Origin of the sequence: Taibaiella koreensis, from assembly GCF_003545715.1 — a bacterium.
In the GTDB taxonomy this organism is placed as follows: domain Bacteria; phylum Bacteroidota; class Bacteroidia; order Chitinophagales; family Chitinophagaceae; genus Taibaiella; species Taibaiella koreensis.
Map to the genome: position 1 here is coordinate 819,045 of NZ_QVNU01000003.1, position 20,899 is coordinate 839,943.

The following is a 20,899-nucleotide window of genomic DNA, read 5'->3' on the forward strand; positions in this document are numbered from 1 at the left end:
TCCGCATAGCGGTGCTAAAAGTTATTGACAGCAGATCCTCAAATGTGGGGAATGAAGCAGGCTAAGTGGCTGCAATGGCCTGGGCGGCGACCTGCCGGGAAATATAGCTGGTATAGCTGATGTTCTCTATCTTGCTTTCGAGCCAGCCATAGTAGTTAAAATAGAGAAAGTAAAGCTCCTTTACCGGGTCGTTGCGGTAATGCTCAAGCTTTCCCATAAAGCCGCGGATAATATGAAGCCGCTCTTTTTCGTCCGTTGCATTGCCCAGGTGCTTCAGGAACAGCATGAGGTCTTTTTCGAAAGGCAGGAGCTTCTTCTTGTTGTACAGGCGGAAATAATTGGTGGAAATAGCATTGCTGAGTTGCAGGTAACACTTTTTTTCCAGGAGGATAAGCAGATAAAATATCGAGGTAAAATAAAGGATATCTTCCCGTTGCAGGTCCTGGTTGATGTTTACGGCGTCCAGCAGCAGGTCTTCGGCCTTGTCGTATTGCTCCAGCACAAAATAGGAAATGCAAACCGAGCATATGATCGAGAGGCCCATTACCGGCGGCAGGGCACGGTAGGTTTTGGCAAGTATGTCTGCAGTATCGCGTGCAATAAGGGCTGCCACCTCGGTATAGCGCGCCTGTTTATGAAAGATCTTAAGCCGGGTATGAAAGGCCATGATCTCCCAGCGTTCCGCTTCTCTTTTGTCCAGGAAAGTGCGGGCCAGCTCCCCGAAAATGTCCAGGTAATGAGCGGCAGCCAAAGGATCTTTGAGGGCAAAGGCATTGTAAAATACATAGTCGCAGCAATTGAAGAACAGGGCCGGGCTATGCTCGATATGATGGGGATGTTGCTGCCATAGCCGTGTAAGCGCCTCAACGTGCAGGGCGCATTGGGCAAAGCGATAAGCCAGGTGCGCCGCCGCACATTGGTTGAAATGGTGCATGATGCGCAGCAGGATACAATCTTCGTGAAGCGGAAGCTGCTCCAGCTCAATTTCGATAGCGGCAATGCGCTCCAGCTGCTCCGGTGTGCAGCGGAGGTAAGTAAATTGCTTGAAGGTAATGAGCTCGCGGCGCAGCACCTGGAGTTGCTGCTCCCATTGCAGCCGTTGCAGCACCTCCCGTTGAAGGATGAGCAGGCGGTCGCTTTCCTTTTTAAAATGCTTGTAGTCGTAGTAAGGAAGTACTTTATAATAAAGATGGAGCAGCTTCAGCTGCGTGCTGTACAGCTCATATTTGAGGGCGGTTGCCCAGGCTATATCGATCAGCTTTTCGGTAGAAGCGACCAGGTTCTTGGCCAGAAGGGTCTCTGCTTCCAGCATGATGAACTGCAGCTGGATGAGGGGATCGTTGCGGCGCTGGTAAACGAGCGAAGACAGGACATCGTTCCAAAGATGATTTTTTAAACCGGAAAAATGCGAGGCGCTTTTTACACCCATCTTTTGCATGAACAGCTTCTCATCGTTGACTGTGCTGCTTTCCAGCAGGTCGAAGAGCCGTAGGTGCAGGGATTGATTGCGGTCGGCGTAACGCTTGGTCATTTTCCTGTAATACGCCTTTTCATGGCTTTCCAGGCTACGGACCAGTTGGTGCAGCTCATTTTTCCGTGTCTCCGCAACAGCCATAGGACCGTGGTTAAAAGGGTATATTATCGATAATAAAGATACAATATTCCGAGTAATGAAATAGAGGAGATTTTAATCTGTTTCAAGGTGCTTATTATGAGTTGATTATGGTAAATTTTAATGCTATCACAGGGATTCTGACTACTGAATTTAACGGAATATTTTAATTGCAGGGACAGGCTGGAAGTTGCACCTTTACCATGCAATAACACTAAAGCCAATACTAGCCCCGAAAACCCTATTTCCGCATATTATGAACTGAACGATCTACTCCTGTTCCTTATTCTTGACCAAGCCCTATCTTGAAAACGAATAGAACATAGACCTGTAAAACCCCTAACCTGATCCACAACCTATCTCCGGTTCAGCACCCGTGCTTCAGGTTGAGACCGTAATTTACCCCGGATACATCGTTCTGCTTCAATGGAAAAGCCCCGCAAATCCTTGCGGGGCTTCAGTTTCATTGCTACTACCTTATTTTTCCGAGTTGATCAGTTCTTTTACGAAATGACCTACGGAAGCAATACGGGCATGATTGAGCGCATAGTGGATAAATTTACCGTCGCGTTCTGTGATCACGATATCGGCGCGACGCAGAATAGCCAGGTGCTGTGAAGCCACAGACTGCTCCAGGCGCAGCTTTACATAAATGTCAGTAACGTTCATCCGTTTATTTTCTTCCAGTAGCTTTATGATTTGTTGACGCAGTTTGTGATTGATCGCCCTTAAAGTCATTGCGGCACTTTTTACCGCCACATAATCCAGCTTAATCGGCTCATTTGCTTCTTCTTTCCGAATTACCAAAGTGTTTGCTGACACTGTTTGTTCCATTGTATATACTATTTAAGATAAGTGATTAAATAAATTGGGTAAGAATTCGTCCGATAAGCAAATCTTTTATGGTTTATAAATGGAGGAGAATAGGGTGGTGTTGGGCAAAGATAGCGAATTTCTAATATATCTTAGGCCGATGACATATATAATCCAGTTAATGTCGTGTTAATATGAACGAAAGCGGCTTCATCACGAGCAGGAAACAAAGAAAAAATTTTTTCTTATGTCACATTGTTGTCTTTTTATGTATTTGTTAAACAGATGATTATGTACATCATATTTGTTGCCGCCCCTGGCAATTTGAATGAACGTTCACTTGTTAAACGCAAAAAAGAGATATTTATTTTATTGACTTATGTCATGGGAAATTCAAGGGTAAATGTACTTCCCTTGCCTGGTGTGCTGTCGACTTTTATTTTCCCCTGGTGCGCGTCGACCACCGACTTGACATAGCTGAGCCCCAGCCCGAAACCTTTTACATTGTGCAGGTTTCCGGTATGTGCGCGGTAAAACTTCTCGAAAATATGGTTGATGGTTTCTTTGGACATACCAATGCCGTTGTCCCGGATACGTATTGCCATCGTTTTCGAATTAGGGTTGCTGGTCTCGATCACAATATGGGTAGGGTCTTTGGAATATTTGATGGCATTGTCCAGCAGGTTGGCAATGATGTTGGAGAAGTGCACTTCATCCGCCTTGATAAACCAGCGTTTGGCCATCAGCTTCTGCTCCAGCGTGCCATGCTTTTCTTCGACCATAAGTATGATGTTGGCGGCCGCATTGGTTACTACCTCGTGTACATCCACCGTCTGCAGGTTCAGGTCCAGGTCGTTGGTGTCGAGCTGGGCGGCCTGCAGTATTTTTTCCACCTGCTTGTTCATCCTTTTGTTTTCCTCACGTATAATACCCGTATAGTAGTCGATCTGATCGCCACGGCCCTGTACTTTGGGATTGCCCAGCGCATCTACAGCCAGCGATATGGTAGCCAGCGGTGTCTTGAACTCGTGCGTCATATTGTTGATGAAATCCGACTTGATCTCCGAGAGCTGTTTTTGCCGGAACACCGTACGCACGGTAACGGCGAAGGCTGAAATAATAATAACGGTAAACAATACGGAAGCGCCGATCATCCAGGAGGTGCGGCGCAGAATGTAGTTTTTAGGCTTATTGATATAGAGGGAAATGAAATAGCGGTTATCGGCGGTTATCGGCTTGTGGAAAGAGTTGGCATACATTACATCCATGACGTAGCCAGGAGACTTGATGGAACTGTAGTTCCAGTCGTTGCTCATAATAGCAAACTCGTAGCTAAGGTCGATACCGTTTTTTTCGAGCTCCTGCTTGATCAGCTCATTGATCTCATCGGAGGGTATCTTGTTCAACTGCTCCCAGAAATAATTGGAAGCGTCGCGGCTTTCCCAGGCTGCAGTCTTGGGATTGAAGCCCAGCATCGACGACAGCCGTTCTTTGATCCCTTTTACAATGCCTACATAAGCGTTGTCGAGATCGAGATAGTAATTCTGTTTCTGAACCTGGAGCACATTCTGGATCCACGACATTTGCAGCATCATGAGACCCACTAAGGACAGGGTGATAAGGATGACAATGGAGGGGAAAACTCTTTTCATAGGCCGATCAAAGGTAAAGGATGCAGGCGATTATTACTTTATACTTAACGTTTTGGTTTTTAGTTTTAACAAACAATACTTTGTTAAGAAATGGGGGTGTGGCTAAATAATGAAACGAAGAACTTGGATTTAAGGCGAGGTATTTTAATTTTATAATACCAAACCGTTTCCAATGGATATACTCGACTTAAACAGAGCGACCAATATCAAACCTGCGGCGGGAAAATTGCTGATCGCCGAGCCCTTTCTCACCGACCCCGGTTTTGCCCGTACAGTAGTGCTGCTTTGTGAGCATGGCGACGAAGGCAGCATCGGCTTTGTGCTCAACCGTCCGTCCTCCAGCAGCGTCAACGATCTGTTGCCGGAGCTGGACAATGTTTCCCTGCCTATATTCGAGGGTGGTCCTGTGCGCAACGATACCCTGCACCTTATTCACAGGATGCCGGAGCTGATGGGTGGTACCGAAGTGCTCCCGGGTATATTCTGGGGCGGCTCCTATGCCGATCTGGCACATACCCTGGAGCATCATGAGCCGGATGCCGAACGGCTCCGCCTGTTTATCGGCTACTCGGGCTGGGACAAGGGCCAGCTTGATGCCGAGCTGAAAGAAGGCGCCTGGCTGGTGGCCAACAGCTTTAATGATATTATTTTCGGAACCGAAACGACAAAAATGTGGCAGGACTCTATCCGCTCATTGGGCAGCGCATTCTCTTTCCTGGCCAATATGCCGCTGCATCCCCAGCTAAATTAGCTTGCAGAATACGGGTTGCTGCCGTCAATACAGGGTATCCTATATTTGCAGCCATACATGAGCCAGAATACAGAGCACAAAAACCGTAAGTTGCATGCCGGGCTGCTGATCCTGATGCTGCTATTGTTTGTCGCCGCGTACAATCGCCGCTGGATCAGGAATGAGCTGGATCCGCAGCCGCTGGTGGCCGAAGTGATGCCAGGCGACCGCCGGGCTGCAAACCCCTGGAACAGCACACGGGCCGATAGCTGTATCCGCATTGTGCGGAACGGCGACCTGGTGCTCCGCGCGGGCAGCGATGCCATCAGCGCACTGTTCAAGCGGGTCAATACGCGCGATAAGACCTATTCCCATGCCGGCATCGTATTCATTGAAAACGGTTATCCCTTTGTCTACAATTGCATTGGCAGCGCCGCCAATCCCGACGCGCTGCTGCGCCGTGATTCCCTCTATGCCTACATTACGCCGGCCGATAACCTGGGCTATGCCGTTTACCGCTACCAGTTACGGCCGGCGCAGATAGAAAAGCTGTATGCCGTTGCCGTCCGTTATTTCAAGGAGCGGCGTCGCTTCGATCCACATTTTGATCTCAGCACCGACAGCGCGCTTTACTGTACAGAGTTTGTTTATAAAGCGCTGCAGGAGACTACGGGCGACAAGAAATACCTTCCGCTTACAGAGGCTTCGGGGTACAGCTTTGTTTCGGTAGACAATCTCTTTTCCCGAAAGGATATAAGCCTTGTTTGCCGGATAGGTTATATACAGTAAATTCGCATGCCGAAAGTTGAATCATGAAAAAGTACACAAGCCTTCTCCTGTTGCTGGTGGCAACATTGATCTGGTCCTGCAAGAATACCAATTCCCCGCAGGCCGTTACCGAAAAGTTCCTGAACAGCTTTGTCCAGATGGACTACGAGACGGCCAAATCCCTGTCGACCAAAAATACCTGGGAGCTGCTGGATATATGGGCTTCCTTTGCCAAAGACATTCCCGAATCGGTAAAAAAGCAAAAAGCAGAAAGCTTTAAGGTAAAGATCACCGATAATAAGCGGGAATCGGACAGCACCGTAATTATTACTTACACCACAGAACCCAAGATACTTCCCTTCAACAAGTTGCGGCTGCTGCGCCAGACCGATATCGAAGGCCGCGAACGATGGAAAGTGGATATTTCCACCCTGGATCTTATCGGTGGCGAGGAGCTCTATATCGAAGAAGAGCAAAAAGCTATCGAAGTCGAGCGCGTTCCGGCAGATACCATACGCGATAAGGAAGATTAGCTGGTTTTCCGGGTTTTTGCGTATTTAATTGCCAATCCCCTACCTTTGAGAAATTTTTTTATAAAAACTGTTTAGCCAATTATGCCTTATTTATTCACTTCAGAGTCCGTTTCGGAAGGACACCCTGATAAGGTTGCAGATCAGATTTCCGATGCCTTAATCGATCACTTCCTGGCTTTTGACGCCGAGTCGAAAGTTGCTTGCGAAACCCTAGTTACCACTGGTCAGGTTGTACTGGCCGGCGAAGTAAAGTCTAAAGCCTACCTGGATGTACAAACCATTGCCCGCGATGTGATCAAGAGGATAGGCTATACCAAGAGCGAATACATGTTTGAGGCCAACTCCTGCGGTGTGTTCTCTGCCATCCATGAGCAATCGGCCGATATCAACCAGGGTGTGGACCGTAAGAAGAAGGAAGAGCAGGGCGCCGGCGACCAGGGCATGATGTTTGGCTATGCTACAAACGAAACAGAAGATTATATGCCCCTGGCACTTGACCTTGCGCATAAGATCCTGATCGAGCTCGCTGAACTGCGCCGTGAGAACAAGCAGATCAAATACCTTCGCCCTGATGCCAAGTCACAGGTGACGCTCGAGTATAACGATCACAACCAGCCCATCCGTATCGACGCGATCGTGGTGTCTACACAGCACGATGATTTTGATGAAGAGGGCAAAATGCTGGACAAGATCAAGAAGGATATCGTTAATATCCTGATCCCCCGCGTAAAAAAGAAGTACAAGAAATTTGCAAATCTGTTCAACGATAAGATCCAGTACCATATCAATCCTACGGGTAAGTTCGTGATCGGCGGACCACATGGCGATACTGGTCTTACCGGCCGCAAGATCATCGTGGATACCTATGGTGGTAAAGGAGCGCACGGTGGTGGCGCTTTTTCCGGTAAAGATCCTTCCAAAGTGGACCGCTCTGCGGCTTATGCTACCCGTCATATTGCCAAAAACCTGGTGGCTGCCGGCGTTGCCGACGAAGTGCTGGTGCAGGTTTCCTATGCTATCGGTGTAGCGCAGCCCATGGGTATTTATATCAATACCTACGGCTCTTCCAAGGTGGATATGAGCGACGGCGAGATCGCGAAGATCGTTGAAGGCATTTTCGATATGCGTCCTTATTTCATCGAGCAGCGACTGAAATTGCGCAATCCCATCTACAGCGAAACTGCCTCTTACGGGCATATGGGCCGTAAGAACGAAGTGGTGACCAAGGTGTTTACTACGCCCGACGGTAAAGAGAAAAAAGTAAAAGTAGAGCTGTTCACCTGGGAAAAACTGGACTACGTACCGAAGGTGAAAAAAGCATTCAATCTCAAATAATAACCGGCCGGGACCGGTTGCAGCTATAAAGCACCGGAAACCGCAGGGCGGAATAATTGACGGAGCTGTCCTTGCCTACTTGGACGGCTCCGTTCTGTTTTTGTATCTTTGCTCCTCTTAAATACAAACTTATGCCCTCATTCGATATTGCCAGTAAGGTAGATGTGCAAACATTAGACAATGCCATTAATGTCGTTAAAAAGGAAATTACCAGCCGGTACGATTTTAAAGGCAACCATGTGGAAATAGAGCTGGATAAGAAAGCCATGGTACTGAAGCTGGAAGTGGAAAGCGATATGAAGTTGCAGCAGGTAGAAGATGTGATCATCTCCAAATCGCTGAAGCAGGGACTGGACGCTAAATGCTTTGATTTCAGCAAGCCGTTCCAGGCATCGGGCAAATATGTACGCAAGGAAGTCGCTATCCGCAATGGTATCGATAAAGACCATGCAAAAAAAATCGTGAAGCTGATCAAAGACAGCGGCGCTAAAGTGCAGGCTGCTATTATGGACGATATTATCCGAGTTACCGGCAAGAAGATCGACGACCTGCAGGAAGTAATACGCCTGTGTAACGGCGCGAACCTGGAAATGCCCTTGCAGTATGTGAATATGAAAAGTTGAGGGGGAAAATCTTCCCAGGGAGTGGCAGATAAGGCTGCTCCGGTATATTACTTTACCCATTTTTCCTTTCCCAATCTGTATACCGAACCACAATGTATCCCGATTTTCATTATCTTTTTCAATCATTATTCGGGATCGATATTCCCGGCCTGAGCCTGGTCAAGACCTTCGGCTTTTTTGTTGCGCTCAGCTTCCTGGGCGCGGCCCTGGTGGTGACCCGTGAGCTGAAGCGGAAAAAGGAGCAAGGGCTTTTTGTACCCGAGATCGTAACCGAAGAAAGCGGTAAGCCCGCTACCACGGGCGAGCTGGTGTGGATGGCTGTGCTGGGCTTCCTGGTCGGCTTCAAAGTGCTGGGCTTATTCCTGAACGCTTCGGAGGCATCAAAGAATCCCGTCGATTTTCTGTTCTCTGCCCGGGGCAACCTGCTAGGAGGTATCCTGCTGGCGGCGGTATTTGTTTATTCGCGCTACAGCAGCAAAAAGAAGCAGCAGGCCGCAGGCCGCAAGCAGACCAAAGTGGCGATATACCCGCATAGCCGTGTAGCCGACATTCTTTTCATCGCTGCTGTTGCCGGTTTTGCTGGCGCCAAGCTGTTCAATGCCTTTGAAACCTGGGACAATTTTATCCACGATCCCGTAGGCAATTTGTTGTCTCCTTCGGGCCTTACCTTTTACGGTGGTCTGATCACGGCAACGGTTGTTCTGTACCTGTATGCCCGCAAAAAGAAATTTTCTTTTGCCCATCTCTGCGATGCTGCTGCACCGGCATTGATGCTGGCCTACGGAGTAGGGCGCCTGGGCTGCCAGTTTTCCGGCGATGGCGACTGGGGCATCTTTAACAGCGCCTATGTGACCCAGGCCGACGCTTCACTGGCAAAAGGCACCTTGCAGGACTATGAGACCCTGGTGAAGCAGCATCCCGATCAGTTTATCGACAGAAACCTGAACCAGGTGATCCCCAACAAATTTGCACCGGCTCCGGGATGGCTTCCCGATTGGCTGTTTGCGCAGAATTTCAAACACAATGTAAACAACGATGGCATTCCTGTACCGGGCTATAAGGGAGAATACAGCCACGTATTGCCAGCGGGAGTGTTCCCTACCTCTATGTACGAAGCGGTGGCCTGTATCCTGCTGTTCCTGTTCCTCTGGGCTATACGGAAGCGGTTCAACCGCCCGCTGCAGTTGTTTGGCATCTATCTTATACTGAACGGTATTGAACGTTTCCTTATCGAGTTGGTGCGGGTCAACTACAAGTACGATTGGGGCTTTCTGCATCCGACCCAGGCCGAGATCATTTCAGCCTGCCTGGTCATTGCCGGTATGTTGCTTTTCTTCTTTTACCGGCCCCGTACGACGGCAGCCGCTGTGTGACCGGCTAAAAATATCAAGTGGTTATCAGTAACTGTAAGAGAGGGCAGAATGATTTAACGTTGCCTATAGGCAGCCGGTCAGTAAGGACAAAAATGAGGTTTTAGAAACGTGGGATACCAAGACGGTATCCCTCACTTTTTACCGCATTATCAATGAGTTGATAGCGGGAATACTGTCATTTTTTTGTCATAAATATATGTAGCTACAAGATGTCAGGAATTGCGGATGTACTTTTGCCGCGATAAAAAAAGTACTATGAAATTAAAATACACATTGGCTGTGGGAGCGCTTGCGCTGGCGACAGCATCTCAGGCACAGAGCTGGATCGCGGATACTATGAAAACCGATACAAGCTATCTGAAAGACGCTTACTATAACCTGAATACCGGCCAGGTTGCTTCCGTTGCTAATAACAACTGGCATATTGCCTTCCAAACTGATGGTATCACCCAGTTTGGCGCGCCCGTGCCGACCGTAATGGTGAACCATGCCGGTAATGGCATTAACGGTAAGCTGTATGACCTGGGACTGGATGCCGCTACGAAATGGGGCCAGAACCTGGTTGCCGATACCGTAGGTAAGACTGCCGGTAGCATGGAACTGAAAAACCAGCCTGCCTATTGGGAAGATGCAGCTTTCAACCAGAACCCCAGCGGCCCTACTAACTTCGGTTGGGGCGAATATGATGTGAACACCCACTTCATCAACGGCAACAAAGTATACTTGTTGGTCAACAGTGCCGGTGCTTTCCAGATATGGCTTGAGCAATACCAGATCAGTGCCGACAGGAATGCGCTGAAATGGATTTTCCACGTTGGCCGCATCGATGGTACCGATACCATTACCCACACTTTCGCTCCGGCGCCTACTTACAACAACAAACTGTTTGCTTACTATAACGCAGCCACGCATCAGTTTATCGATCGTGAGCCAGTGATCAGCGACTGGCATCTGCTGGCCACTAAATATGTGGATACCGGCTACATGCCCGGCCTGCTCCTGTCTACTACCGGTATCGTGAGCAATGTCAATGTAGAGCTGGCCACGCAAAGCAACCTGCCGCCCAACAACGCTACGCAGGCTATGGCTACCGCAGCTACCTACCTCGATACCCGCAACGTGATTGGTGGTAAATACAAAGCGCTTAACGGTTCCAACCAATGGGAAGTACACCCCAACCTGAGCTATTTTATCCGCATCAAAAAAGGCGTAGACAGCGGCGATATCTGGCAGGTGTATTTCGATTACTTCCCCACGGCAACTACCAATGTGAATGTAAAGATCGGCCTGCAGAAGCGCAAGATCTATGACTATACTGCACCGGTAAGCGTAACAGAACTGAATCCTTTCGTTCAGAATGTAATGCTCGTTCCGAATCCCACAGTAGGCGGCGCTACCAATCTGCTGATCGATGTGAAGCAGGATATTAAAGATGCCCGCATCACGATAGTGGACCTGGGTGGCCGTGTGGTAATGAATACTACCCGCAGCATCAAAGCCGGTCTGCAGCAAATGAGGCTCGATGTGAGCAGCTATCGTGCGGGTGTGTATATGGTCAATATTTCCGGAGCCGGTTTCAATACAACGCAGAAGATGGTGATTAAATAAGCTATTGCTTATACTGTCTATAACGGAACATGCTTCGGTACTATAGTGCCGAAGCATGTTTGTTCCAATAAACAACCACTTTAGTTTTATGTACAAAATGATATTGCCCCTGTTCCTGCTGCTTTTGACCGTTACTGCACGGGCGCAGGAGGTAACGATAAAGCTGGTCGATGCGTCGGGGGAAGCACTGCCCGGCGTAGCCGTAAAGCTGCTGAAAAGCGGCACGGATAAAGCAAGCGCGACCAGTCTGAGCGATGTGTATGGCGAGGTGAAGATCAATGTCCCCGCTTATCCGGCGCAGATCGAGATCAGCAATATGGGCTATATGCCTTTTGTAAAGACCCTGAGCGATGCGCCCGCGGGTACGTTAAATATTACCCTCGACCAGAAGTACACGGGACTCAATGAGGTGGTAGTAACCGGTGTAGGGCGACCGACACGACTCGACGAAGCCGTATCAGTATATAAGATCATCACTGCCGCCGATCTGCGTGCTCAGGGTGCCGTTACGCTTCAGGAAGCCTTGCGTAATCAGGCGGGCATCAATATTTCCCAGGATGGGATACTTGGCGGGCAAATGAATATGCGTGCCTTGAGCGGCGCCAATGTCAAGATCATGATCGACGGTCTGCCCGTCAATGGGAGGGAGGCCAGCAATGTAGACCTGGGGCAGTTTAATATGGCCAATGTGGAAAAGATCGAGATCGTACAAGGGCCTATGAGCGTAATGTATGGTTCCGATGCGATAGGCGGCGTGATCAACATTACCACCAAGACCAATAAGCATAGCTGGAATGCAGGGGCCAATGCCTTTTACGAATCAATAGGCCGGTACAATTTTGGAGCCGATATAGCACGTAACTGGGGTAACGATAATCTTTCCCTTAATTTCAGCCGTAATTTTTTTGAGGGCTGGGACCCTTCAAAAGGAGATCTGCCCAGGAATCCGGCATGGAAGCCTAAGGAGCAATATATCGGCAATCTCAAATACATCCACCGCTTCAGCGAAAATACGGTGCTCACCTATGGCGCCGATCTGACCACCGAGAACCTGGTGATCAAAGATAAAGTGCCCGATCCTCTTTCGGAGCTCAACAAGACGGCGACCGATATGTACTTTCGCACCACCCGCTTCATCAACCGGGCACAGCTGAAATGGAAAACCGGCGCCAACGGCTACTGGGAAAGCAACAACAGCTACGCCCTGTACTACCGCAAGCGTACGACTTACCTGACCGATCTGAGCAACCTCAACCGCCGGCTGAGCGACATTCCGGGAGATCAGACGACCAATACCTTCAACAATATTACCTCGCGTACCACATACAACAACAAGGCCGGTATTTTCAATTATACTTTTGGCTACGACATCAACGCCGAATTTGCCAAAGGGGTAGAAAAGATCAATGGCGGCAATAAGTCGATGGCCGATTATGCATTGTTTCTCACCACCGATATCAAGGCGCTGCCCGCGCTTACCTTGCAACCGGCTATCCGGTTTACGCACAATACCCTCTACAATGCGCCGATGTCGCCCTCGCTGAGCTTCCTGTATAAGCCTACGAAGACACTACATTTCAGAGGCTCTTACAGCAGGGGATTCCGGGCGCCCACATTGAAGGAGCTCTATCTCGATTTCCACGATAGCAATCATAACATAGACGGTAACCCGGACCTCAAGGCCGAATACAGCAACCATTTCCAGGCCTCAGCAGGCTATACCCTCTTCGAGAAGGGAACCCGCAGCCTGGTTACCTCGTTTACGGGGTTCTATGATGACGTGAAAGACCAGATCGCTTTGCGTGGATTGCCCGATTCGCTTAACCTCAACAACCGCTTTACTTATTCCAATATCGGGCATACCCGCATCATTGTGTTACAATGGAACAACGAGCTGCGCTGGCAAAACCTGCGGCTTAACCTGGGCGGTAGCTATACCAAGAGCCTGGAGACCATTACGGGCGTGGATACGGTACCCAACTTCCATTATTTCGAGGTGACCGGCAATGTACGTTACGATATACCCCGATGGGGTGCAGGTATCGCCGTCTTCTACAAATACACCGGATCACAGCCTGTGATTGGCAGCATCGAAGGCGGTTCCCTGTTCTCCGGAAGGCTGCAAGCCTACCACAACATCGATGCTTCGGTAGAAAAGTCATTCTATAAAGAACGGATCCAGCTTACAGCCGGTGTACGGAACCTGGCCAATGTCTCCACTATTTCGGGAGCCGGTGTGGCTGGTTCAGCCGGTGGACATGGCTCCAGCGCCGACGGACTTATGCTCACTACCGGCCGCAGCTTTTTTGCTTCCTTGCGGGTGCAGATAGGGAAGTAATCTGAAATGAAATTGCAGATTAAATATATGGGCAAAAGCGCCACCCCGGACAAGGGCGGCGCTTTTGTTTACTATAAGAATACAGCACTTTTCTGATGCCGGTCGCTGTGATGGCGCCGCAAGGAATCATCGGCCCTTGGCAAAAGTTATTCCCTCACCCATTTATATGTCCCGGTCATCATATCATCTTGATAAACCTGGACAAAATATATTCCTTTTACCAGCTCGCGGGTATTGATAGTGATCAGGTTGCCTATTGTAGTTTGTTCCGGGTAATATTCCCTTCCATCTATTCCCAATAATTTAACGATGGTTCTTTGATTGCCTTTTCCCATCCGTATACAAAATGTCTCTCTTCCAGGATTTGGGAAAAGTGAAAAGGTATTGGTATTTTCTGCTGCAATACCAGTAGCATTGCCTTCATCCGGGCGTGGTCCTTTCTGCTGATCGCAAAAGAAATTGTATGAAGAATTGATATAAGTGTTGTTGTTAAGCTGATCTGCAGTCCATAGGCACATTTTGTCGGTGGTTGTCCCATAGTTATACAGTCCGCCTATAGAACTGCATCTATCGGAATTGTCGTTGTTCGTTGCGATCGGAGGATGTTGCACTTCCATTGCGGCCACCCTTCCTGTGATATTGGACGCCGTAAACGAGGGACCATTCCAGGCCTCGTGCAACGAAAAGGAACTGCCGTTCGACTTAAAGAAATGTATCTTGGTTACGCCACCGCCATAATCATAAAAGGCCGCGATATCATCATTCTTATGTTTGCGGCCGTTCTTCTTAGATTCATCAAAGTTGCCTGCCACCATACGTTTATCGATCTGTGCCGGCGTATAACCGCTGGTATTCTGCCACCAGGTACTGCCACTAAAGGAGCTGCCATTTCCCTGGAAAACAAAAATGCTGACCGAGCCGCCGCCATGATCGTACATGGCCGCGATATCATCGATATAATTATCCCGGTCAAAGTCTCCCGATACAACACGGTAATTGATCTGGCCCGCAGTAAAGCTGGACGACGACCACCAGGAACTCACGGTAGGCGCGGCAGTTCCGTCAATCTTCCATACATGGATACCGGTATTGCCGCCGCCGTAGTCATAAAAAACAGCAATATCGTCCTGATAACCGTCATTGTCAAAGTCACCGGAAACAACTTTCCCGGTGGTCATACCAGCAGTATACCCCGCGGCAGTCCAGACATTGTGAAAACTCATAGCCCCCGTGGCATCATTGCAAAACCATAAGTGAATAGAAGTAGTACCATTACCATTGTCGTATAAAGCCGCAATGTCATCCTTGCTGCCATCATGATCGAAGTCGCCGGATACGACCCGGTTTCTTATCTTATCAAGATTGTAGAAGTTTGGGCTACTCTTCCAAACGACTTTCAGGGTATCGGGGAAATGAGCAGGGCCGTAGTCATAGCTATTCTCATAATTGATGATTCTCGCCTCCTTATCGAAAAATGGTGGAATCTCTACCTCCTGGAAAAAGGCTAAAGAATTGGTTAGCTTGTTACTTGAGCTGAAAGAACCGGAAACGGTAAGTCCATCACCTATTTTAGCGGGGTCGATATTGCACAGCGTTTGCGCGAAAAGAGATAATGGTAGCAAAGTACCGGCAAGTAGGAGTTTGGTTTTCATTTCTTTTTTTACGCAATCTAGCCGTACATCCTTTCGATCCCTGCCGGCTTTGTACAACGTCTGAACCTGATTGTTTAATGGTCGATCCCGGGTGTATAAGTGTTGTATCGCCAGCCGTGGCGTTTAGTTAACTCCGGCCCTATGCCGGTTGCCATTTTTTAAATAACTTGCTGACTATTCTAAAAAATTATCCCGAACACTTATGTTGAAAAAACTAGGATATACGCTTCTTCTTGCTCTGGGTACTCTGCAGGCCGATGCCGGTGTGCAATTGAAGTTCGCTTTTGCCGGCAGCACCATTGAGTTGCTCGACAGTGCAGGAGCCGCTGCGGTCAACAGCAAATCTGATGCCTATACTCAATCCCTGCAGCCCTTCGATCTGCAGATACGCCTGGGCAAGGCCGGTGCGACGGAAAAGGACTACCTCGCCCGTGCGGCGTCACAGGTCCGTAACTGGCCGGAAATGGAGCAGCAGCAGTTGAAGCAGGCGTTCGGTGAGGTCGAAACCTTTTTAAAGACAAACAAAATAAAGTTGAAGCTGCCGGCTACCATACAGTTGATCAAGACCGATGGCAAGGAAGAATTCGAGGCGGAAGGCTATACAAGGGGTAACCGCATTATCCTCCATACCAGCGCGCAGCAGTTGATCGATGTCCACCTGGTGGCGCATGAGCTGTTCCATGTATACTCCCGCTTCAACGAGCTGAAAAGAGACAAAGTCTACGCGGTCTTCGGCTTTAAGAAATGCAATCGCATCAACACCGCGGAGGCCATGAACCATAAGGTCATCACCAATCCCGATTGTCCTTTTATCGAACATTATATCAGGGTGAATGTGGATGGGCAACCGAAAGACCTGGTACTTCAATTGTATAGCCAGCGGGATTATAAAGAAGAATATAATCTCGGCGACTATATGAATGTGGGACTGCTGGAAGTGGCGGGCACCGATAAGACCAAGAAGCCGGTGATGAAAGACGGCGCCGGTGTATTGTACCAGATCGACCAGGTACCCGGGTTGATGGAGCAGGTCAGTGGCAATACACCTTATATCCTGCATCCAGAGGAAATTGCGGCCGAGCACTTCGCTATGTGGGTTATAGGCAAGCAGGTACCGCAGCCCGAATTTTTTGACCGCATGAAAAAGGCCCTGATGCCTTAAGAAACGGAACCGTCCCCGCCGAACAACCGGCGGGGACATTTGTTTCCGGGAGAACAGATTGCCTATGAAAATACTGTGGAAATACCTGAAGCCGCATGGCCGCCTGATCCTGCTGGCCTTGCTGCTGGCCGGCGCAGCACAACTGCTTACCATGATCGATCCGCTTATTTTCGGTAAGCTTATTGACGGATACGCTGCCAATCCCTCAAAGCTTCCCGAAGACCAATTGGTACGCGGTGTCTTATTCTGGTTGTTCGTCGCTTTGGGTGTGGCGCTCCTGGCCCGCCTGGCGCGCAGCTTCCAGGAATACATCATGCGGCTAGCGGTGCAAAGGTTTGGCATGCAGATATTCAACGATGGGCTGAAGCAAACCCTGCGCTTGTCTTTTCGCGAATTTGAAGACCAGCGTAGCGGCGAGACCCTGGCCATATTACAAAAAGTGCGCAACGATACGGAGAAATTTGTCAGCGCCTTTACCAATATCCTCTTCTCCTCACTGGTCGGCTTCGGATTCCTGGTCTGGTACGCCATTACCAAACACTGGCTGCTGATCCCCGTATTCCTAGTCGGTTTTGTCGTCCTCGGCGGCTTTACCGGTATGCTGAGCCGCAGGATCAAAACGGTGCAGCGCAGCATCAACAGGGAAACGACGCGCTTCTCGGGGCTCATTACCGAGTCGCTGCGCAACATCGAGCTGGTAAGGAGCCTTGGGCTCACTTATCCCGAGGTGCGGCGTATGCGCGAACATACCCAGCAGATCTTCGACCTGGAGATGAAGAAAGTACGCCAGGTACGCTTCCTTTCTTTTTGGCAGGGCACTACGCTTAATGTATTGCGGCAATCGGTGCTGTTCACCTTGCTCTGGCTTATTTTCCGGCATGTGCTTACACCGGGCGAGCTCATTGCCATGCAGTTTATCTCCACGGCTATATTTGCGCCGTTACAGGACATTGGCAATATCCTGGTATCTTATAAAGAAGCAGAGGCATCCATTTACACCTTCGATCAGCTGATGCAAAAGCCGGTAGAGCGCCGTCCAGAGGAGCCGGCGCAGCTAGGCCCTTTGTCCCACCTGCGTTTCGACGAAGTGGTGTTCCGTCATGCTACGGCTGCCGACAATGCGATCGACGGGATATCGTTCAGCGCCGGGGTAGGCGACACGATAGCCTTTGTAGGTCCTTCCGGCTCCGGCAAATCGACGCTGATCAAATTGCTGGTGGGCTTGTACCGGCCGGTGGACGGCATCATATCTTTCAACGATATTCCCGCCGAAAAGATACGCTACAACGACATGCGGCGGCAAATCGGTTTCGTGACCCAGGATGTGCAGCTCTTTGCGGGCACGATCAAGGATAACCTCCTTTATGTAAAGCCCAATGCTACCGACGATGAGATAAAGGAGGCGCTGCACAAGGCTTCCTGTGATGCCTTGCTGGCGCGCAGCGAGCGTGGTATCTATACCGTATTGAGTGAAGGAGGGCTCAAGCTTTCGGGTGGGGAGAAGCAACGCATATCCATAGCGCGGGCTTTGGTGCGTCGTCCGCGACTCTTGATCTTTGATGAGGCTACCTCTGCGCTGGACTCGCTTACCGAAGAGGCGATCACAGAGACGGTGCGGGAAATATCGGGACGCAGGGAGCAGATCACTATCCTCATCGCGCACCGCCTGTCGACCATCATGCATGCCGACAGGATCATCGTGCTGGAAAAGGGAAAGATAGCCGAGCAGGGCAACCATGAAGCGCTGGTTGCTGCCGGAGGATTATACTATGCGATGTGGCGGCAGCAAATAGGGGAGCGCCGTTAAAATATAAAGCCGCCGGTGAAAAGGTACCGGCGGCTCTGGCATTATTTTGATATATAATTACAAGGCGGCTTCGTAGCGCTTAGCTACTTCGGCCCAGTCGATCACACTCCAGATTGCCTTCAGGTAGTCGGGGCGCTTGTTCTGATACTTCAGGTAATAAGCATGCTCCCATACATCTATACCAAATACGGGTGTACCTTTCACTTCGGCTACATCCATCAGAGGGTTATCCTGGTTAGGGGTTGAGGTAACATCCAGCTTGCCATCCTTAACAATAAGCCAGGCCCAGCCGCTACCGAAACGGGTGGCGCCGGCAGCATTCATTTTTTCTTTCAGCGCGTCCAGACCGCCGAAAGCCTCGTTGATGGCATCTGCCAGCTTACCTTCAGGAGCAGCAGCAGCGTTGGGACTCATTACCGTCCAGAATTGCGTATGGTTATAATGACCGCCGCCGTTGTTGCGTACGGCTGCAGGGTATTTGGAAATATTCTTTATCAGCTCTTCCAGGGGAAGGTTGGCTGCGTCGGTACCTTCAATTGCTTTGTTCAGGTTGTCGACATAAGCCTGATGATGCTTGCCATGGTGGATCTCCATGGTTTGGGCGTCAATATGGGGTTCCAGCGCATTGGGCGCATAAGGCAAGGCGGGAAGCGTGTGTGCCATGATCAGATAAATTTACGTTTAGGAATTGAAAGATTTGTACGGGATAATAATGCGAATACGCTCAAAAAGTTTAACCGCAAGCGCTGGGTCACAAAAGTAGTACCTGGACCAAACAGTTGCAAATCGTAAACAATAATTTAAGTATATCGTAAAATGATATAGGCAGTAAGCCCGGCGGCGCTTAACCTTCGAGATGGATCGAGATCACGATCATACGGGTGCGCATGGCATCGATCGTGTTGGAAAGCGGGATCTGGGAATCTTTATAATTGGTATTGAGGAAGCCCTGGCTGAGCTTGATCTCAGGGGCAAAGATGAAATTGGGGTAAAAGAACTCAAAGCCGATACCGACTTCAGCGCCGAAATCGATCGCGCTCACCCTTAGCCACTCATCCTGGCGCCGGCTGCGCGAGTTGGCCGAAAGGTCGTAGTCAAACTTGCCGCCTATGATGCCATAGAAACGGAAATTGTTGATACGGTCGCTTTTAAACTTAAACTGTAAGGGCAGCTGCATGTAGATGGACTCGACGCTACGGCTCTCTTCCTTATTAGACTGATCGATCGTTGTTATCTTTTTATCGGAAAAAACCAGGGCAGGGATAAATCGCAGATCGACAAATTTGGTCAGGCGCAAGTTACCCATAATACCCAGGTTGAACCCGGGGCCATAGCTGGGCTGTACCGAGCGGAAAGTGTCGTGTTCGGCAAAGCTTTGGGTATTATTGATCCGGAAAGCAGAATAATTGAAGCCAAAGGTGATCCCGAAGTAGTAGAGTTTGGAATCATGCTCGGGCATATTGGGCACATGGTGCTGCGCCCGTGACAGCGTACTTACCAGCAGTGCTGCAATCAGTAAACCCGCCTTTAATGCTTTCACTTTTAAGCTCATACCTGACGAAGATAAGCAATAGTTTGTTTCTCCTGTTTTAAAAAAATCAAGCCTTTTCAGCAGTGTACAGCGTAGTGATACCGAAGGTTAGCGGCCTTGCTTTAACCTGTGAAAAGCCGGATCGCTCCATAATGCTGCAAAAGGCTGATCCCTCGGGAAAAGCGGCTACGGATTGGGGCAGATAGGTATATGCCGTGGCATCCTTCGATACGCTTTTGCCCAATACAGGCAATATATAACGGAAGTAAAAGCGGTATAATTGTTTGACAGGGAATTTTTTTGGCTGGGAAAATTCCAGGATCGCCACACGGCCTCCGGGGCGCAACACACGGTTCATTTGTTGCAGGCCTTTTTCAAGATGCTCAAAATTACGAACGCCATAGGCGCAGGTAATGGCATCAAAGGTATTGTCGCCGAAGGGCAGGGCCTCGCTGTCGCCATACTGCAAACCGATCTTATCCGATAACCCTTTTTCTGCCAGCTTTTTACGGCCGATCTCCATCATGCCTTCCGAAATATCGACACCGGTTACCTGTTCGGGCTGCAGCGATAGTGCAGCAATAGCCAGGTCGCCCGTGCCCGTCGCCACATCAAGTATACGGCGGGGCTGTATAGGCTTCAGCGTACGGATCGCCTTCTTGCGCCAGCCTTTGTCGATACCCATCGATAGAAAATGGTTGAGGAAATCGTAACGGCCCGCTATGCGATCAAACATGCCGGCGACCTGCTCTTTCTTGCTCAGGTCTGAATGAGGCAGGGGAACTACCTTGGACGGTGTTTCGCCGGGAGAATAAGGTGCAGTCATCGTTGCAAAAGTACGCTTTAATCTATTACAAAACCGGCGCTGGCCATGCGTCGGGCTGTGACATCACAGGGCGGTTTGGGAGTCGATTACGATGGTTACCGGGCCATCGTTGACCAGCGCTACCTTCATATCGGCGCCAAAAGTACCGGTGGCCACTGGACGACCCAGATCGGCCTCCAGCTGCTGTATCATTTTTTCGTAAAGGGGTATGGCCTGCCCGGGCCGGGCGGCCTTGATAAAGGAGGGACGGTTACCTTTTTGTGTAGCGGCATGAAGTGTAAACTGGCTGATAAGGAGGATACCCCCGCCGGTATCCTGTACCGAGCGGTTCATGAGGCCGGCCTCGTCACCAAAAATGCGCATTTGTACGATCTTTTTGCTCAGCCAGGCCACGTCGGCCTCGGTATCGGCAGCCTCTATGCCCAGCAATACCAGCAAGCCTTGCGCGACGCTGCTCTTGGTTGTGCCGTCGATGCTTACCGATGCTTCTGACACCCTTTGTATAACTGCACGCATAGGGTTAAAAATGCTATCTT

General features: G+C 49.6%; 18 protein-coding genes. 10 read left to right on the top strand and 8 right to left on the bottom strand.

All coding sequences use genetic code 11. The features are described from left to right. Positions 1-61: 61 nt before the first annotated feature. The 3 genes from DZK30_RS13520 to DZK30_RS13530 all read right to left on the bottom strand — a co-directional run bounded on the left by DZK30_RS13520 (position 62) and on the right by DZK30_RS13530 (position 4,077). Positions 62-1,615: a hypothetical protein gene (locus DZK30_RS13520; protein ID WP_118974643.1), complete on the bottom strand. Its 1,554-nt coding sequence runs from the start codon at positions 1,613-1,615 to the stop codon at positions 62-64. A 474-nt stretch (positions 1,616-2,089) separates the two neighbouring features. Further along, positions 2,090-2,446 (bottom strand): ArsR/SmtB family transcription factor, encoded by a 357-nt coding sequence (locus tag DZK30_RS13525; protein ID WP_118952768.1) that lies wholly within the window; start codon positions 2,444-2,446, stop codon positions 2,090-2,092. A 356-nt stretch (positions 2,447-2,802) separates the two neighbouring features. Further along, positions 2,803-4,077, bottom strand: a complete 1,275-nt coding sequence (locus DZK30_RS13530) for a sensor histidine kinase (RefSeq protein WP_118974644.1) — start codon at positions 4,075-4,077, stop codon at positions 2,803-2,805. A gap of 172 nt (positions 4,078-4,249) precedes the next feature. Here DZK30_RS13530 and DZK30_RS13535 point away from each other — a divergent pair, with 172 nt between their 5' ends. The 8 genes from DZK30_RS13535 to DZK30_RS13570 all read left to right on the top strand — a co-directional run bounded on the left by DZK30_RS13535 (position 4,250) and on the right by DZK30_RS13570 (position 13,385). Further along, positions 4,250-4,828 (top strand): YqgE/AlgH family protein, encoded by a 579-nt coding sequence (locus tag DZK30_RS13535; RefSeq protein ID WP_118974645.1) that lies wholly within the window; start codon positions 4,250-4,252, stop codon positions 4,826-4,828. Positions 4,829-4,885: 57 nt separating this feature from the next. Further along, positions 4,886-5,596 (top strand): YiiX/YebB-like N1pC/P60 family cysteine hydrolase, encoded by a 711-nt coding sequence (locus DZK30_RS13540; RefSeq protein WP_118974646.1) that lies wholly within the window; start codon positions 4,886-4,888, stop codon positions 5,594-5,596. Positions 5,597-5,619: 23 nt separating this feature from the next. Continuing rightward, a complete protein-coding gene (locus DZK30_RS13545; RefSeq protein ID WP_118974647.1) occupies positions 5,620-6,108 on the top strand; it encodes a DUF4878 domain-containing protein in 489 nt (162 codons plus the stop codon). 81 nt (positions 6,109-6,189) lie between these two features. Beyond that, a complete protein-coding gene (gene metK, locus DZK30_RS13550; protein WP_118974648.1) occupies positions 6,190-7,443 on the top strand; it encodes a methionine adenosyltransferase in 1,254 nt (417 codons plus the stop codon). A 131-nt stretch (positions 7,444-7,574) separates the two neighbouring features. Then, entirely contained in the window at positions 7,575-8,066 is a 492-nt protein-coding gene (locus tag DZK30_RS13555; protein ID WP_118974649.1) for a YajQ family cyclic di-GMP-binding protein, read from the top strand. 92 nt (positions 8,067-8,158) lie between these two features. Beyond that, positions 8,159-9,439, top strand: a complete 1,281-nt coding sequence (locus DZK30_RS13560) for a prolipoprotein diacylglyceryl transferase (RefSeq protein WP_118974650.1) — start codon at positions 8,159-8,161, stop codon at positions 9,437-9,439. Between the two features lie 255 nt (positions 9,440-9,694). Continuing rightward, a complete protein-coding gene (locus DZK30_RS13565; RefSeq protein ID WP_162903076.1) occupies positions 9,695-11,047 on the top strand; it encodes a T9SS type A sorting domain-containing protein in 1,353 nt (450 codons plus the stop codon). Between the two features lie 88 nt (positions 11,048-11,135). After that, positions 11,136-13,385, top strand: coding sequence for a TonB-dependent receptor (locus DZK30_RS13570; protein WP_162903077.1), 2,250 nt, complete (start codon positions 11,136-11,138; stop codon positions 13,383-13,385). Positions 13,386-13,531: 146 nt separating this feature from the next. Here DZK30_RS13570 and DZK30_RS13575 read toward each other — a convergent pair whose 3' ends face one another. Further along, the gene (locus DZK30_RS13575) at positions 13,532-15,037 is read right to left on the bottom strand and encodes an FG-GAP repeat domain-containing protein (RefSeq protein WP_162903078.1); all 1,506 of its coding nucleotides are present in this window, start codon (positions 15,035-15,037) and stop codon (positions 13,532-13,534) included. 202 nt (positions 15,038-15,239) lie between these two features. Here DZK30_RS13575 and DZK30_RS13580 point away from each other — a divergent pair, with 202 nt between their 5' ends. Beyond that, complete coding sequence (locus DZK30_RS13580; protein ID WP_118974654.1) at positions 15,240-16,199, top strand: hypothetical protein; 960 nt, start codon at positions 15,240-15,242, stop codon at positions 16,197-16,199. Positions 16,200-16,263: 64 nt separating this feature from the next. After that, entirely contained in the window at positions 16,264-18,006 is a 1,743-nt protein-coding gene (locus DZK30_RS13585; RefSeq protein ID WP_118974655.1) for an ABC transporter ATP-binding protein, read from the top strand. A gap of 57 nt (positions 18,007-18,063) precedes the next feature. On the opposite strand, the gene DZK30_RS13590 is transcribed toward DZK30_RS13585, so the two are convergent. The 4 genes from DZK30_RS13590 to dtd all read right to left on the bottom strand — a co-directional run bounded on the left by DZK30_RS13590 (position 18,064) and on the right by dtd (position 20,879). Next, positions 18,064-18,669 (bottom strand): superoxide dismutase, encoded by a 606-nt coding sequence (locus DZK30_RS13590; RefSeq protein WP_118974656.1) that lies wholly within the window; start codon positions 18,667-18,669, stop codon positions 18,064-18,066. A 181-nt stretch (positions 18,670-18,850) separates the two neighbouring features. Further along, positions 18,851-19,558 carry a type IX secretion/gliding motility protein PorT/SprT gene (gene porT, locus DZK30_RS13595; protein WP_118974657.1) on the bottom strand — a complete coding sequence of 236 codons (708 nt, stop codon included), beginning with the start codon at positions 19,556-19,558 and terminating at the stop codon, positions 18,851-18,853. A gap of 46 nt (positions 19,559-19,604) precedes the next feature. After that, positions 19,605-20,363, bottom strand: a complete 759-nt coding sequence (ubiE, locus tag DZK30_RS13600) for a bifunctional demethylmenaquinone methyltransferase/2-methoxy-6-polyprenyl-1,4-benzoquinol methylase UbiE (protein WP_118974658.1) — start codon at positions 20,361-20,363, stop codon at positions 19,605-19,607. Positions 20,364-20,426: 63 nt separating this feature from the next. Then, positions 20,427-20,879 (bottom strand): D-aminoacyl-tRNA deacylase, encoded by a 453-nt coding sequence (gene dtd, locus DZK30_RS13605; protein WP_118974659.1) that lies wholly within the window; start codon positions 20,877-20,879, stop codon positions 20,427-20,429. Positions 20,880-20,899 lie beyond the last annotated feature (20 nt).

Excerpts from the sequence above, each read along its gene's own strand:
- DZK30_RS13565 (WP_162903076.1), top strand. The coding sequence starts at position 9,695 with ATGAAATTAAAATACACATTGGCTGTGGGAGCGCTTGCGCTGGCGACA.
- porT (WP_118974657.1), bottom strand. The coding sequence starts at position 19,558 with ATGAGCTTAAAAGTGAAAGCATTAAAGGCGGGTTTACTGATTGCAGCA.
- DZK30_RS13520 (WP_118974643.1), bottom strand. The coding sequence starts at position 1,615 with ATGGCTGTTGCGGAGACACGGAAAAATGAGCTGCACCAACTGGTCCGT.
- DZK30_RS13540 (WP_118974646.1), top strand. The coding sequence starts at position 4,886 with ATGAGCCAGAATACAGAGCACAAAAACCGTAAGTTGCATGCCGGGCTG.
- ubiE (WP_118974658.1), bottom strand. The coding sequence starts at position 20,363 with ATGACTGCACCTTATTCTCCCGGCGAAACACCGTCCAAGGTAGTTCCC.
- DZK30_RS13580 (WP_118974654.1), top strand. The coding sequence starts at position 15,240 with ATGTTGAAAAAACTAGGATATACGCTTCTTCTTGCTCTGGGTACTCTG.
- DZK30_RS13570 (WP_162903077.1), top strand. The coding sequence starts at position 11,136 with ATGTACAAAATGATATTGCCCCTGTTCCTGCTGCTTTTGACCGTTACT.
- DZK30_RS13560 (WP_118974650.1), top strand. The coding sequence starts at position 8,159 with ATGTATCCCGATTTTCATTATCTTTTTCAATCATTATTCGGGATCGAT.
- DZK30_RS13545 (WP_118974647.1), top strand. The coding sequence starts at position 5,620 with ATGAAAAAGTACACAAGCCTTCTCCTGTTGCTGGTGGCAACATTGATC.
- metK (WP_118974648.1), top strand. The coding sequence starts at position 6,190 with ATGCCTTATTTATTCACTTCAGAGTCCGTTTCGGAAGGACACCCTGAT.
- DZK30_RS13530 (WP_118974644.1), bottom strand. The coding sequence starts at position 4,077 with ATGAAAAGAGTTTTCCCCTCCATTGTCATCCTTATCACCCTGTCCTTA.
- DZK30_RS13585 (WP_118974655.1), top strand. The coding sequence starts at position 16,264 with ATGAAAATACTGTGGAAATACCTGAAGCCGCATGGCCGCCTGATCCTG.
- DZK30_RS13535 (WP_118974645.1), top strand. The coding sequence starts at position 4,250 with ATGGATATACTCGACTTAAACAGAGCGACCAATATCAAACCTGCGGCG.
- DZK30_RS13555 (WP_118974649.1), top strand. The coding sequence starts at position 7,575 with ATGCCCTCATTCGATATTGCCAGTAAGGTAGATGTGCAAACATTAGAC.
- dtd (WP_118974659.1), bottom strand. The coding sequence starts at position 20,879 with ATGCGTGCAGTTATACAAAGGGTGTCAGAAGCATCGGTAAGCATCGAC.
- DZK30_RS13590 (WP_118974656.1), bottom strand. The coding sequence starts at position 18,669 with ATGGCACACACGCTTCCCGCCTTGCCTTATGCGCCCAATGCGCTGGAA.
- DZK30_RS13525 (WP_118952768.1), bottom strand. The coding sequence starts at position 2,446 with ATGGAACAAACAGTGTCAGCAAACACTTTGGTAATTCGGAAAGAAGAA.
- DZK30_RS13575 (WP_162903078.1), bottom strand. The coding sequence starts at position 15,037 with ATGAAAACCAAACTCCTACTTGCCGGTACTTTGCTACCATTATCTCTT.